Origin of the sequence: Halomonas sp. GXIMD04776 (genome assembly GCF_049808615.1) — a bacterium.
Taxonomy (GTDB): Bacteria; Pseudomonadota; Gammaproteobacteria; order Pseudomonadales; family Halomonadaceae; genus Modicisalibacter.
On record NZ_JBNCAN010000003.1, the window covers coordinates 73916 to 87088 of the forward strand.

The window sequence follows — 13173 nt, forward strand, 5'->3', positions numbered from 1 at the left end:
ATATGTGACCAGCCTTAACTACTTTATGCCTGCTGGAGTTCGATCTCCAATCCTGAACGACAAAATCAGTGAATCAACTGCACGGCTCCCATCCACAATAAGCGCAATGCCAGCAGCGTCAGCATCCATTTGAACAGGCTGTCGAAGCGCTCGGCGCTCAGCCCTTTCAGCAAACGCAGCCCAAGCCAGGTACCCAGCAAGCCAGCGGCGATCATCGCCACCATCAGTCCCAGCCAATCGCGAAACACGAAGCCGGCGAAGCCGAACACGAAGGCCTTGGTCAGATGCTGCAGACTCATGCAGGCGGCGAAGGTCGCCACTCGGGCAAAAGGGGTGGTCTGGCTGTGCTTGACGAAGGCCGCGACCAAGGGGCCGCTGGCGCCGATCAAACTGGACAGAAGCGTCGTCACTGCGCCGGCAAGTAAGGTCGCCCCATTGCTCAAATGACGCTTGGGCAGGCTCGGTCCCCAGCAGGAATAGAGCACGAACAGCGCAATACACAGTTCCAGTACGCCGCTGGGCAGACGGATCAGCAGCCAGGCAGCCACCAAGGCACCCAGCACGACACCGGGCAAAAAAGCGGCAATCAAGCGATGATCGATATGTCGCCAGGTGAGGGTCGCCCGGCCCAGATTGGAGCCGAACTGCACCATGCCGTGTACTGGAATCAGCGCCACGGCAGGCATCACTTGCGCCATGACGATGATCAGCAAGGTGCCGCCGCCTATCCCGACGCTTGCCGAAATAGCCGAGGTCAGCGCCGACAGTGCAATCAGTACCAGCTCGAGGGTGCTGGAAAGTGGAGAAAGCGCATCGAGAAACGGCACGCAAGACGTCCTGTTCAGTGAAATTCGACGCGGATTATACCGGATTGGAGCAGTCGGAACCGATACGACCAGGATCCTTGACGTAAAACGTCAACATCGTGTCGCAAGACGTCGATTGAGTCGGCGGGTTTTCCACCACACTAGCGTTAATTCACTTAGGGAGACGCCTACATGAACCGCAACATGATCCTTACCTGTGCCTTGACCGGCGCCGGCGATACCGCCGACAAGAACCCCAACGTACCCGTGACCCCCGAGCAGATCGCCAATGCCGCCATCGAGGCGGCCAAGGCTGGCGCCAGCGTCGCCCACCTGCATGTGCGCGACCCGGAAACCGGCGGCATCAGTCATTCCACGGAGCATTTTCGCGAAGTAGTGGAGCGTATCCGTGAAGCTGACGAGGACATCGTGATCAACATCACCGCTGGCGGCGGCGGTGACTGGATTCCGGATGCCGACGATCCGACTCGTGGCGGCCCGGGTACCGACATCCAGACACCGGCGGAGCGTCATGCCCCGGTAGGCGAGCTGCTGCCCGAGCTGTGCACCCTGGATTGCGGCAGCCTCAACTTCGGCGACATGGTCTACATCAATACCTCGGATTGGCTGCGGGAGCATGCACGCCTCGTGCAACAGGCCGGCGTCAAGCCGGAACTCGAATGTTTCGATCTCGGGCATATCTGGTTCGCCCGCCAGCTGCAGGAAGAAGGCCTGCTCGACGGTGATCCGCTGTTTCAGCTGTGCCTGGGCATTCCCTGGGGCGCGGAAGCGGACACCGAGACCATGCTGACCATGCGCAACAAGCTGCCGCAAGACGCCAACTGGGCGGCTTTCGGCATCGGTCGCCTGCAGATGCCCATGGTGGCCCAGGCCATGCTGCTCGGTGGCCACGCGCGGGTCGGTCTGGAAGACAATCTGTATCTGAGTAAAGGCGTGAAGGCCACTAACGGCCAACTGGTCGAGAAGGCCGCCGGCATCATCGAGAACCTGGGGGGAAAGGTCATGACCCCTGCCGAGACCCGCACCTACTTGAAGCTGCGCGATCCCAACACTGGTAAAACCGCAGGAGGCCAGGCATGAGCAAGCAACTATCCGTCATCGGCACCGGCGTGATCGGCAATGGCTGGATCGCCCGGGCCCTGGCTCAGGGCTTCGATGTGGTGGCGTTTGATCCCATGGAAGGCGCCGAAGCGCGCACCCGTGCCGCCGTTGCGGGTGCCTGGCCGTCCCTGGAAAAACTCGGCCTGGCAAACGGCGCCAGTCAGGAACGGCTAAATTTTGTCGATAGCCTGGAAGCGGCGGTCGAGAGCGCGGATCTGGTGCAGGAAAACGTGCCTGAACGCCTCGAGCTCAAGCGCGAGATCCTGGCCAAACTGGATGCAGCGGCCCCGAGCGCTACGATCATCGGCTCGTCTACCTCCGGTTTCAAGCCCACGGATCTGCAGCAGGACTGCACCAACGCCCCGGGGCGTGTAATCGTCGCTCACCCCTTCAATCCGGTCTATCTGCTACCCCTGGTGGAACTAGTAGGGGGCGAGGCCACTACGCCTGAGCAGATGGAAACCGCTCAAGGGCTGTATCAGGACATGGCCATGCGCCCCTTGATCGTGCGCAAGGAGATCGAGGGCCATATCGCAGACCGCTTGATGGAAGCCCTGTGGCGCGAGGCGCTGCATCTGGTCAACGACGGCGTGGCGACCACCGAGGAGATCGATGCGGCGGTGGTCTATGGTTGCGGCCTGCGCTGGTCGTTGATGGGCACCTTCCTGACCTTCCACCTGGCCGGGGGTGATGCGGGCATGCGTCACATGCTCGAGCAGTTCGGCCCGGCGTTGAAGCTGCCCTGGACCAAGCTGGAAGCCCCGGAGCTCACCGATGAGCTGATCGACAAGGTCGTCAAAGGCTGCGAACACCAGGCCGCCGATCGTCCCGTCGCACAGCTCGATAAGCGCCGGGACGACTTCCTGGTGGAGCTGCTCGATCTGGTACACAAGTATTGGCCGGAAGCCGAAGGGCTCGAGGGGCGTATCTGATGCGCATTCTCGACACCCGGGTCGCTCCCGAATGGGTGGACTACAACGGCCACATGAACGACGCCGAGTATGCCAGGGTCTTCTCCCTGGCCCTGGAAGCCCTGATGGATCACATCGGGCTGGACGAGGCAGGCCGCGCCGAGCATGCCTACACGATCTACACTCTGGAAACTCATCTCTGCTATCGCCGGGAAGCGCATCAGGATCAGGCGCTTGCCGTCGAGATATCCCTGCTCGACCGGGACGCCAAGCGCTTGCACGTCTTCCTGGAGATGCAGGATCAGGAGGGTCAATGCCTGGCCACCAGCGAGCAGATGCTGATGGGTATGGGCAGCGACAGCGGCCGCCCGGAGCCATTCCCGGCCCCGGTGACGGAACATATCGAACGTCTGCCCCATATCGCGCAGGACGCCTGGCCCAAACTCGCCGGTCGGCGTATCGGCCTACCCCCCGCCCACCGCTAGACGCCTACCCGGTACGCTCGCTCGTACCGGGAGGCTCCGGGACCGCCGGCTCATCGTCCGGCCTGTATAAGGAGCGTTCCTATAGATACGCCCGACTCTCGCTCGTCATCCAAGGAATCGACCATGCCATCACAACAAACAGCCTCCTCTGACTCTTCTAAATCTCAAAATGCCTATCCCGACGCCGTTCTGACGCACCGTGGCTTCTTTCGTCATATGCACAAGGGCATGACCATCACCTCCGCGCTGCTGGTGCTTGCCTTCGTACTCTTCACCGGTATCGATCCGGAGTTTTCCGGTGGCGTCTTCGGCACGGCTCGAGGATGGATCGAAACCACTTTCGACGGCTATTATCTGATTACCATCATGCTGCTGATCGCCGTCTGTCTCTATATCGTGCTGAGCCGACACGGCAGTGTGCGTCTCGGCGCCGACGACAGCCGCCCCGATTTCAGCAACTTCTCCTGGTTCTCGATGCTGTTCTCCGCAGGCATCGGTATCGGCATCCTGTTCTTCGGCGTCGCCGAGCCGATCTTCTACCTGGATGACAGCGGCGCCTTCGGCTATCCCAACAACCCCCACGCCGACATGGCCGGCGCCACGGCCATCGGCCACGAGCGCGCCGTGGATGCTCTGCGCGTGGCGGTCTTCCACTGGGGCCTGCACGGCTGGGCCGTCTACGTCATCGTCGGGATGGCACTGGCCTACTTCGCCTATCGACGCGGCTTGCCGCTGGCGTTGAGATCATCGCTCTATCCCTTTATCGGCGATCGCATCTACGGCCCGATCGGCCATGTGGTCGACATTCTCGGCGTACTGGGCTGCGTGTTCGGCGTCGCCACCTCCCTAGGTCTCGGCGTCAGCCAGATGGCGGTGGGCCTCGAGCGCCTGATTGGCGTCAGCGCCGGCCTCGATACCCAACTGACACTCATCGCGCTGATCTCGGTGGTTTCCATCCTCTCCGCCGTCTCCGGAGTCAAGCGAGGCATCAAGATCATCTCCGAACTCAACATCTGGGTTTCGGTGCTGGTGGTAGGCGCCTTCCTGATCGGCGGCCCGACCCTCTGGTTGATTACTGCCTTCGGCGAGACCATGATCGACTATGCCATCAACTTCGTGCCCATGGGATTGTGGTATGCCGATGAACCGGGCCCGGCGCAGTGGCAACAGGCCTGGACCATCTTCTACTGGGGCTGGTGGCTCGCCTGGGCTCCCTTCGTCGGGCTGTTCATCGCGCGTATCTCGAAGGGCCGCACCCTGCGGGAATTCGTACTCGGCGTGCTGCTGGTACCGACCCTGATCATTTTCGTGTGGCTGATCATCTTCGGCGGCACCGCGCTCTACCAGGAGCTGCATGCCGCGGGTGGCCCCGGCACGGCAGGAATCATCGAGCTGGTCAACGCCTGGAACCTGCCGGCCGCGCTGTTCGCCAGCGCCGACGGCATCGCCGGGACCGGCGCCATCGGCTGGACTCTCTCGGCGATGATGGTCTTCCTGCTGATGAGCTGGTTCGTCACCTCCTCGGACTCCGGCACCCTGGTGCTGACCACCATCCTGTCCCTGGGCAGCAACGATCCACCCCAGCGCTTTCGGGTGTTCTGGGGCGTGGTGATCGGCCTGGTGGCCGCCGTATTACTGGTGGCCGGTGGGCTCGAGGCGCTGCAGACCGCCCTGATCGCCGCCGCTCTACCGCTGAGCGTGGTCATTCTGGTCATGACCCTCGGCGTGCTGGTGTCGCTGTTTCAGGAATCCCGCCGATCGAGGTTGGCGAAAAGCTAGCGCCTTCGATCGCCGGGCACCGCCCAACGACTACTGCCGCACCTGCCGTGGCGATAGGTCGTAATGGCTGCGAAAGGCCCGGGAGAAACTCGAGCTTGAGCTGAAGCCGCAGGCCAGGGCGATGGAAAAGATATCCAGATCGGTTTCGCCGAGCAGGCGCTCGGCCCGAGCAAGACGCAGCTTCAGGTAATAGTCCCGCGGGGTATCCTGAAGCTCCTGCTCGAATAGCCGCTGCAACTGACGCGGCGAGACATGGCTGCGTCGGGCGATCTCGGCCAGACTCAAGGGCGTTTCCAGATGGCGCTCCATCAGCGCCACTGCCTCGACCATCGGGCGCTTGTGAGTGCCCAGGCGCTGGGCCAGGGACATGCGCTGCTGATCGCTCCGGGTCCGAATTCGAGCATGAATCAGTTGCTCGGAAACATCGATGGCCAGGCGTGAGCCGTGACGACGGGCAATGATCTCCAGCACCATGTCCATGGCGGCGGCACCCCCGGCACAGGAAAAGCGTCGCTGACCGAGTTCGAACAGCTCATCCGAAGTGCTGATGCCGGGAAAGCGTTCGCGGAACGCCGGCAGACTTTCCCAATGCAGCGTTACCCGCTCGCCCTTGAGCAGCCCCGCCGCCGCCAGCAGGAAGCAGCCGGTGTCCAGGCCACCCAGACTGCAGCCCGACTGATCGAGACGATGCAGCCAGGCCAGCAGCCCACGGCTGATCGTGGCCTCGGGACGGAACCCACTGCACACCGCCAGCGACGGCAGATGGTGAATCTCATTGATGGATTGATCGGCGAGCAGCGTCATGCCGCTGGAAGCGGTCACCGGTTCGCCGTCCTCGCTGATCAGCAACCAGTCAAACAGCGGCCGACCGGCGATACGGTTAGCGATACGCAGCGGCTCCACCGCCGAGAAGAACGCCATCATCGAAAAGCGCGGCAGCAGCAGAAAGCCAATAAGCTCTGGGCTTGGCCCTTGGTAGTCGAGTCGCATGGGACGAGTCTAGCAAGAGCGTGGGGCAGAAGGGGGAAAGAGAGCGCACCGCCTGAGCGGTGCTGGTTTCGCGTCGAAGCGACCTCAGGCGTCTTCGTTCATCGGCAACCGCGCAATGATATTGCTGACATCGTCGCAGACCCGGGCGATCTCTTCGTCGCTGTAGCGCTTGCCGCGACGCTTCTTGTAGCCCATTTCGTAGAGCTTGACGTGTTCGGTGGCGGTGACGCCGGCGTTATTCAGACAGTGGCTGACGCAGTGCATCTGGCAGCCGTCGATGGCGACGATCGGCCGACCGGAACGGGCGGTCTTTACCAGCCCGGGCACGCCGCCGCCGACCCCGGCGATGCAGGACATCTCCGCTACGCCGGCATGATCGAGGCGCACGGCGGTTTCATTGGCGAGCTGCGCCACGTCGGAGCAACCCGAGCAGGAATAGATCAGGGTGCGGGGTTTACTTGGACGTTGCATGCTGGTCATGATTCCTCCCTGTAATGATGAGAGACGTCAAAAGAGGGCTAAGCCCCCCGACGTCGACCATGCTCGCATGCTAACGACATCGGTATGTTGAGTGAGGTCAAGGATGACGCTGACTGTTCATCTCTTCAGCGAGCCGGCTCGCCAGGCAGGCGACGATGGCGTAGATGGAGAGCTGGGGATTGGCGCCGATGCTGGTCGGAAACAGCGAACCATCGAGGACCGACAGGTTCTCGAGCTGATGATGACGCCCGCGACTGTCGACCACCGCATGGCGCGGATCGTCTCCCATCGTGCAGCCGCCCATCACGTGGGCACTGGCCAAACGCACGTCATGTAACGCATAGCTGAGGCGCCCCACCTGCGCGCGAAAATCCGGCCAATCCCGACTGAGACGCGCATGACTATGCCCCGGCATCACGGTCTCGGCGCCGGCGGCGAACTGCAATTCGCCCATGGCCAGGTAGGCGCGCTTGACCCCGTCCCAGAGATGGTCGTTGAGCGGATAATCCAGCAGCGGCGTGCCGTCTCCTCGTAACAGCACCTGCCCGCCCTGACTCTCGGGATGAAAACCATCACGCATCAGGGCGATCGCCACACTGCTGTGGGAGAGCCGGCCCATGCGCGCAAGCCCCTCGACCCCATGGCCACCGAACAGCGCCGCCATGATGCTGGGCTGCATGGGCGGCACCTCCAGCTTGAAGCCCAGGGGGCCGGTCACGCCCTCGCGCCATTGAAAGTGGTCGCTATGCACGGATTGCGGCGCGCCGTAGTAGCCGTCGATGCGTTGATCGAACTGGGCCACCGTCAGCGCCACCGGGTGCAGAAAGGTGCGCTTGCCAAGGCGCTCGAACGGATCCGGCGCCTTCGAGCGCAACAACAAACCCGGCGTATTGATGCCGCCACCCGCCAGTACTACATGACGGCCACGAATCTGCAGGCGTGGCCCATCGGCCCGGCTCAAGGTGGCGTTCATGCCCCGGCATTCCACTCCCACAACTCGCCCGTCTTCGATAACCAGGCGCTCCGCCCGGGCGCCATGGATCAGGGTGGCACCGGCCTCCAGGGCGACCGGCAGGGTGGTCAGCAGCATCGACTGCTTGGCGTTGGTCGGGCAGCCGGTGCCGCAATAACCGAGGTTCCAGCAGCCACGCACGTTGCGCGGGATGGTCGACCAGTGCCAGCCCAGCGCCTCGCAGCCGGCACGCAGCACGTCGTTGTTGGGATTCGGCGGGACGGCCCAGGGCGCGATGCCAAGTCGTGCTTCCATGCGTTCGAACCAGGGTGCGAGACTCTCGGCATCGAGGCCCGTTACCGCGTGGGCCGCCGCCCAATGCTTCAGGGTCGGCGTCGGGGTACGAAAACTGCTGGTCCAGTTCACGGTGGTGGAGCCGCCTACCGTTCGCCCCTGCAAGATGCTGATCCCGCCATCCGCCGTCATGCGCGCCGCCCCCTCCTGATAGAGCTCGGCATAGGCCTTGGCCTCGTCGTTCTCGAAATCGGAAGAAGTCTTGAGCGACCCCTCCTCCACCAGCACCACGGAGAGTCCGGCCTGGGTCAGGATCTCGGCGCTGGTGCCGCCCCCGGCCCCCGTGCCGACGATGATCACGTCGGCCTCGAAGACCTGACCTTCATCGAGTCGGGAGGCATCCAGTACGCGCCAGCCTCGGGCGAGGCCTTGCAGGAACGGATCAGGTACCGGCATGGGCATTTATCTCCTGTGGTCATTCATACGCGCGGCGGCCCGGGATAGCCGGTCTCGGCCCAGGCCATGGGCAGCGCGTACCAGGCCATCGACAGCAGCTGATTGAGCGCCTTGTACCCTTGACGCAGCAGGTCAAAGCGGCTGTCGCGCCAGCGAATCAGAAAGGCATCGATCTGGCCGGGTGATGCGTTCTCCCAGGCGCCCCAAACACCGGTCAATGGGCCTCGGGTGAGCGGCAGGTTGAGCAGATCGAGCAGCTCGGAAACGTCCTTGTGAATGGCCGGCGACATGGCCGCCAGGCTGCGATCGAGCTGACGAAGCGTCGCATCGGCGGCGCTTTCATTGTCTGCCAGGGCAGGATGGGGGCCGATCACCGCAGGAAGCAACACGGCCAGCAGCCCCAGATCGCTATCGCGCAGCACCATGAAACCCGCCGCCGGCTGAGCGGATGAGCAACCCGAGAGGCTCGCCGTGACCCCCACCGTGGTCAGGGCCAGGCTGGCGCCCAGGCCCAGCTTCAGGAGTTCGCGACGCGAGAGCACAGTCGGCATCGGCACTCCCTTAGCGTACAAACCAGCGATAAATCAGTTTCTGCAACCGTCCGCCATAGGGCGGGTAGATCAGTCTCGCCGTGTTGAGACGCTGCTTGATGAACACTCCCTTGGCTTTGCTGAAAGTGAGGAAGCCCTCGTGCCCATGATACTGCCCCATGCCCGAGCCACCGATGCCGCCGAAGGGCATGTCCTCCTGCGCGACGTGCAGCACGCTGTCGTTCACGCACATGCCCCCGGCGTGAGTGTGGGTCATCAAGCGGCGCTGCTCGGCCCTGTTATAGCCGAAGTAGTACAGCGCCAGCGGGCGAGGGCGACGAGCCACATAGGCCATCGCCGCCTCGATGCTCTCGACCGGGACGATCGGCAGCAGCGGGCCGAAGATTTCCTCCTGCAGAACCCGCATGTCATCGGTGACATCGAGCAGCAGGGTCGGCGGTATCACCCGCGAACCCTCGAAACTCTCATCGGCCGGGTCGAGGGCGATCACTCGGGCGCCCTTGTCCCGGGCGTCATCAAGGACGTCGCCGAGCCGCCGATGCTGACGCTCGTTGACGATCCAGGTGTAGTCCGGGTTGTCGACGAGGCTTGGGTAGAGCCGTGTGAACGCCTGGCGCAGCGCCGCCACGAGTTCGTCCACCCGTTCTCGCGGACAGAGTACGTAATCCGGCGCGACGCAGGTCTGGCCGGCATTGAGCCCCTTGCCGAAGGCGATGCGCTCGGCGGCATGCTCGATAGGGACGTCCCTGGAGACGATGGCCGGCGACTTGCCGCCCAGCTCCAGGGTCACCGGGGTCAGATTGTCCGCGGCGGCGCGCATCACGTGCTTGCCTACCGCGGTGCTGCCGGTGAACAGCAGATGATCGAAGGGTAGCTGCGAGAACGCCTGACCGACCTCCGCCTCGCCGGTGACCACCGCGACCCGGTCCTCCTCGAAGACCTCGCCCAGCAAGCGGGCCACCACCTCGGCGGTGGCCGGGGTGAACTCGCTCATCTTGAGCATCGCCCGGTTGCCGGCGGCCAGGGCGGCGATCAATGGGCTCAGGGCCAGATAGAGCGGATAGTTCCAGGGCACGATAATGCCCACCACGCCGAGGGGCTGATACACCACCCGCGCCCGGCCCGGCTGAAAGGCTATCCCGACCCGGCGCCGGGAAGGCTTCATCCAGCGGCGTATCCGTTTCACCGCATAATCGATACCCTGCACCGTCGGCAATATCTCCGCGAAGCGGGTTTCATAAGGCGAACGACGGCCGAAGTCATGGCTGATGGCCTCGATCAGGGCATTTTGATGGCGAATCAGGCTTCCCCTGAGCGCCTTGAGCAGACGAATGCGCGCCGCCGCTTCCAGCATGGGCTCCCGATTGAAAGCCTCGCGCTGGGCAGCGAGCAAGCACTCAAGATCGGCGTTGAGGTGTGAACGATCGGTCATGAAACATCCCGGGTGGCGTTGCGTCTTCTGCGTTATATCACTCGCTGTGACGCGGTACGATATAGGCTCACTATCAAGAGGAGAAACATATGACGCGATCGCCTGCTTCCGGCCCCGAAATCCTTACCTTCGGCGAGGCGATGGCGCTATTCATCGCCGAGACCTCCGGCGATCTGGCGGATGTCGAGCGCTTCCAGCGTCGTATCGCCGGTGCCGATACCAATGTTGCCATCGGCCTTTCTCGGCTGGGCTTTAATGTCGGTTGGCTAAGCCGGATCGGGGACGATAGCTTCGGTACCTTCATTCGTCGCACTTTGGAAGCGGAAGGATTGGATTGTCGCCACCTGAAGGTCGATCCCGAGCACCCCACCGGGCTGATGTTCAAGGAGCGCGCCCTGGGCGGCGCGGATCCGCGTACCGAATACTTCCGCCGGGGCAGCGCCGCCAGTCATCTCACTACTGAAGATGCCGGGAGCGTAGACTTTTCTGCCCTACGCCATCTGCACGCCACGGGCATTCCTCCCGCGATCTCGGCAAGCAGCCGAGAACTCTTCCAGCACTTGCTGGAGCGCGCCCGAGCCGCCGGCGCCAGCATCTCCTTCGACCCCAATCTGCGTCCCAGTCTGTGGGAAAGCGAAACCGTGATGCGTGAGACCTTGAACGATCTGGCGTCTCGCGCCGACTGGGTGCTGCCAGGGCTCGCCGAGGGCCGCTTGCTTACCGGTTACGAGACCGCTTACGACATCGCCGGTTTTTACCTGGATCAGGGCGCCAAGGCAGTGATCATCAAGCTCGGCCCCGAAGGCAGCTACTATCGCGGCACCTTGGGCGGCCAGGAGGAAGAAGCCAGTGTGCCCGGTTTCCCGGTGGCCGAGGTGATCGATACCGTGGGTGCCGGCGATGCGTTCGCGGTCGGCGTGGTCAGTGCCCTACTCGACGGACGCTCGCCTCAGGAGGCGGCACGCCGGGGCAACCTGATCGGCTCTCTCGCGGTGCAGGTGCTTGGCGATATGGAAGGGCTGCCCAGCCGCGCCCGGCTCGACGCCCTCGAAGCCGAACTGACGGTTTGAATCAAGCAAGGATATTTTGATGAGCAAGAAATCCGTTCTTGTCTATGGCCGATTGACCGACGATCAGCTGGCCGCGCTGGCCCGAAACTTCGACGTCACGCACTTCTCCGGCACCAACCTGGCCAACGACCCGGCCTTTCACGAGGCGCTGCAAGGTGCCCATGGTCTGGTTGGTGGCGCCAGCCTGGCCGTCACCTCCGACCTGCTCGATAGGGCACCCAACCTGGAAGCCATCGCCAGCATCTCGGTAGGGGTCGACAACTATCCGATCGACGAGCTGACCCGCCGCAGCATCCTGCTCTGCAACACCCCGGATGTACTCACCGAAACCACCGCCGATACCGGCTTTCTGTTGATCATGGCCATCGCCCGGCGTGCCGTGGAACTTGCCGAGTTCATCAAGCGCGGCAACTGGGAAGCAGGTATTGGTGAAGCCCAGTTCGGCAGCGACGTGCACGGCAAGACCTTAGGCATGGTCGGCTTCGGGCGTATCGGCGCCGCCATCGCCCGCCGCGGCGCCCTGGGATTTGGCATGAAAATTCTCTATTCCAACGCCTCCCCCAAGCCGGAACTGGAAACCGAACTCGGCGCCGAACGTCGCGAACTCGATGCGCTGCTCGCCGAAGCCGACTTCGTCTGCGTCACCGTGCCGCTGACCGACGATACCGAGAAACTGATCGGCGCGCGAGAATTCAGCCTGATGAAGCCCTCGGGGATCTTCGTCAACATCGCCCGGGGCAAGGTGGTCGACGAACCGGCGTTGATCGCGGCGCTGAAGTATGGCGATATCAAGGCGGCGGGCCTCGACGTGTTCGAACAGGAGCCGCTGCCAAAGGACTCTCCCCTGCCGCACATGAACAACGTGGTGGCGCTGCCGCATATCGGCTCGGCTACGACCGAGACCCGCAACGCCATGGCCCAGCGTGCCGTGGACAACATCACCCTGGCGCTCCAGGGCCAGCGGCCGATCAATCTCGTCAATGCTGATGCCTGGAGTAAACCATGACCGCGACCGCTCCCCTTTGCCTGCTCTTCGACTCCGACGGCACCCTGGTCGACAGCGAAATCCTGCTCGCCCAGGTAATGGCGGAGGTACTGCCGCGCTACGGCCTGCCCTTTACTGCAACGCAGTACATGGAGGAGTTTCGTGGCGTGCGCTTTCTTTCCATCGTCCAGACGCAGGAGGCGCGTCATGGCGCTCTGGCCGAAAGCCTGTTCCCCAAGATGGAAGCCGACATGCGCGAGATGATGGAGGCTCGCATGCGCGCCGAACTCGAACCCATCACCGGCATGCCGGAAGCCCTCGGGGCACTTGCCGATCACACCAAGGCGGTAGTTTCCAATGGCCCTGAGCGCAAGATCCGCTGCGCCATGGAAAGCGCCGGCCTTGCCCACCACTTCGGCGACAACCTGTTCAGCGCCTATACCCTGGGCGTGTGGAAGCCCGACCCGGCACTCTATCTCAAGGCAGCAAACGCCATGGGCTATTCTCCAGAGCGCTGCGTGGTGATCGACGATGCCGCCGTCGGCGTGGCCGCCGGGCTCGAAGCCGGCATGCGGGTGGTTCACCTCAATCACTTTCCCGAGAAAGAAACCGCACCGGAAGGCGCCATCGAGATCCGTCATGCCAGCGAGCTGCCTGAGGCTATCGCTGAATATGTGGTGCGACGCGAGCGGGAGCGCTTCATGGCGGAGGTGGTCGATGCCGCCAACGCCATTGGCGAGGACGGCACGGCAAGCGCCGAGGCACGCGCCCTGGCCGATACCGATGGTGGCCAACCCTTGGACGACGAAGCTCCCAACGACTGGTGGCGTTGATGGGCTTTCCGTGAAAGCCCCGCCGAG

At 63.3% G+C, this 13173-nt stretch carries 13 protein-coding genes; 7 read left to right on the forward strand and 6 right to left on the reverse strand.

The annotated features are described in order from the left end of the window. Window positions 1-65: 65 nt before the first annotated feature. Window positions 66-827: a sulfite exporter TauE/SafE family protein gene (locus tag ACPF7Z_RS02700; protein ID WP_425191621.1), complete on the reverse strand. Its 762-nt coding sequence runs from the start codon at window positions 825-827 to the stop codon at window positions 66-68. Between the two features lie 171 nt (window positions 828-998). On the opposite strand from ACPF7Z_RS02700, the gene ACPF7Z_RS02705 reads away from it, so the two are divergent. From ACPF7Z_RS02705 to ACPF7Z_RS02720, 4 genes are all read left to right on the forward strand, one after another. Continuing rightward, on the forward strand, window positions 999-1907 hold the full coding sequence (locus tag ACPF7Z_RS02705) for a 3-keto-5-aminohexanoate cleavage protein (protein WP_425191622.1): 909 nt from the start codon (window positions 999-1001) through the stop codon (window positions 1905-1907). Then, window positions 1904-2860: an L-carnitine dehydrogenase gene (locus ACPF7Z_RS02710; RefSeq protein WP_425191623.1), complete on the forward strand. Its 957-nt coding sequence runs from the start codon at window positions 1904-1906 to the stop codon at window positions 2858-2860. Before ACPF7Z_RS02705 ends, ACPF7Z_RS02710 begins: the two co-directional genes overlap by 4 nt. Further along, window positions 2860-3324 (forward strand): thioesterase family protein, encoded by a 465-nt coding sequence (locus tag ACPF7Z_RS02715; RefSeq protein ID WP_425191624.1) that lies wholly within the window; start codon window positions 2860-2862, stop codon window positions 3322-3324. Before ACPF7Z_RS02710 ends, ACPF7Z_RS02715 begins: the two co-directional genes overlap by 1 nt. A 216-nt stretch (window positions 3325-3540) precedes the next feature. Then, entirely contained in the window at window positions 3541-5103 is a 1563-nt protein-coding gene (locus ACPF7Z_RS02720) for a BCCT family transporter (protein WP_425191742.1), read from the forward strand. Between the two features lie 30 nt (window positions 5104-5133). On the opposite strand, the gene ACPF7Z_RS02725 is transcribed toward ACPF7Z_RS02720, so the two are convergent. The 5 genes from ACPF7Z_RS02725 to ACPF7Z_RS02745 form a co-directional block, all read right to left on the reverse strand. Continuing rightward, a complete protein-coding gene (locus ACPF7Z_RS02725; RefSeq protein ID WP_425191625.1) occupies window positions 5134-6093 on the reverse strand; it encodes a GlxA family transcriptional regulator in 960 nt (319 codons plus the stop codon). An 84-nt stretch (window positions 6094-6177) separates the two neighbouring features. Further along, complete coding sequence (locus ACPF7Z_RS02730) at window positions 6178-6573, reverse strand: putative zinc-binding protein (protein ID WP_299245034.1); 396 nt, start codon at window positions 6571-6573, stop codon at window positions 6178-6180. Between the two features lie 97 nt (window positions 6574-6670). Then, complete coding sequence (locus ACPF7Z_RS02735) at window positions 6671-8275, reverse strand: GMC family oxidoreductase N-terminal domain-containing protein (RefSeq protein ID WP_425191626.1); 1605 nt, start codon at window positions 8273-8275, stop codon at window positions 6671-6673. Window positions 8276-8298: 23 nt separating this feature from the next. Further along, a complete protein-coding gene (locus tag ACPF7Z_RS02740) occupies window positions 8299-8826 on the reverse strand; it encodes a Tat pathway signal protein (protein ID WP_425191627.1) in 528 nt (175 codons plus the stop codon). A gap of 10 nt (window positions 8827-8836) precedes the next feature. Then, the gene (locus ACPF7Z_RS02745; RefSeq protein ID WP_425191628.1) at window positions 8837-10258 is read right to left on the reverse strand and encodes a coniferyl aldehyde dehydrogenase; all 1422 of its coding nucleotides are present in this window, start codon (window positions 10256-10258) and stop codon (window positions 8837-8839) included. A gap of 89 nt (window positions 10259-10347) precedes the next feature. On the opposite strand from ACPF7Z_RS02745, the gene ACPF7Z_RS02750 reads away from it, so the two are divergent. Genes ACPF7Z_RS02750 through ACPF7Z_RS02760 form a run of 3 tightly spaced genes read left to right on the forward strand, consistent with a single transcriptional unit; the run spans window position 10348 to window position 13146 of the window. Next, a complete protein-coding gene (locus ACPF7Z_RS02750; protein ID WP_425191629.1) occupies window positions 10348-11328 on the forward strand; it encodes a sugar kinase in 981 nt (326 codons plus the stop codon). A gap of 19 nt (window positions 11329-11347) precedes the next feature. Next, complete coding sequence (locus ACPF7Z_RS02755) at window positions 11348-12334, forward strand: 2-hydroxyacid dehydrogenase (protein WP_425191630.1); 987 nt, start codon at window positions 11348-11350, stop codon at window positions 12332-12334. Then, window positions 12331-13146 carry an HAD family hydrolase gene (locus tag ACPF7Z_RS02760; protein WP_425191631.1) on the forward strand — a complete coding sequence of 272 codons (816 nt, stop codon included), beginning with the start codon at window positions 12331-12333 and terminating at the stop codon, window positions 13144-13146. Before ACPF7Z_RS02755 ends, ACPF7Z_RS02760 begins: the two co-directional genes overlap by 4 nt. Window positions 13147-13173: the final 27 nt, after the last annotated feature.

Bases quoted from the DNA above. Each gene is read 5' to 3' on its own strand.
- ACPF7Z_RS02705 (WP_425191622.1), top strand. From the start codon at position 999: ATGAACCGCAACATGATCCTTACCTGTGCCTTGACCGGCGCCGGCGAT.
- ACPF7Z_RS02710 (WP_425191623.1), top strand. From the start codon at position 1,904: ATGAGCAAGCAACTATCCGTCATCGGCACCGGCGTGATCGGCAATGGC.
- ACPF7Z_RS02715 (WP_425191624.1), top strand. From the start codon at position 2,860: ATGCGCATTCTCGACACCCGGGTCGCTCCCGAATGGGTGGACTACAAC.
- ACPF7Z_RS02720 (WP_425191742.1), top strand. From the start codon at position 3,541: ATGCACAAGGGCATGACCATCACCTCCGCGCTGCTGGTGCTTGCCTTC.
- ACPF7Z_RS02725 (WP_425191625.1), bottom strand. From the start codon at position 6,093: ATGCGACTCGACTACCAAGGGCCAAGCCCAGAGCTTATTGGCTTTCTG.
- ACPF7Z_RS02730 (WP_299245034.1), bottom strand. From the start codon at position 6,573: ATGACCAGCATGCAACGTCCAAGTAAACCCCGCACCCTGATCTATTCC.
- ACPF7Z_RS02735 (WP_425191626.1), bottom strand. From the start codon at position 8,275: ATGCCGGTACCTGATCCGTTCCTGCAAGGCCTCGCCCGAGGCTGGCGC.
- ACPF7Z_RS02740 (WP_425191627.1), bottom strand. From the start codon at position 8,826: ATGCCGACTGTGCTCTCGCGTCGCGAACTCCTGAAGCTGGGCCTGGGC.
- ACPF7Z_RS02745 (WP_425191628.1), bottom strand. From the start codon at position 10,258: ATGACCGATCGTTCACACCTCAACGCCGATCTTGAGTGCTTGCTCGCT.
- ACPF7Z_RS02750 (WP_425191629.1), top strand. From the start codon at position 10,348: ATGACGCGATCGCCTGCTTCCGGCCCCGAAATCCTTACCTTCGGCGAG.
- ACPF7Z_RS02755 (WP_425191630.1), top strand. From the start codon at position 11,348: ATGAGCAAGAAATCCGTTCTTGTCTATGGCCGATTGACCGACGATCAG.
- ACPF7Z_RS02760 (WP_425191631.1), top strand. From the start codon at position 12,331: ATGACCGCGACCGCTCCCCTTTGCCTGCTCTTCGACTCCGACGGCACC.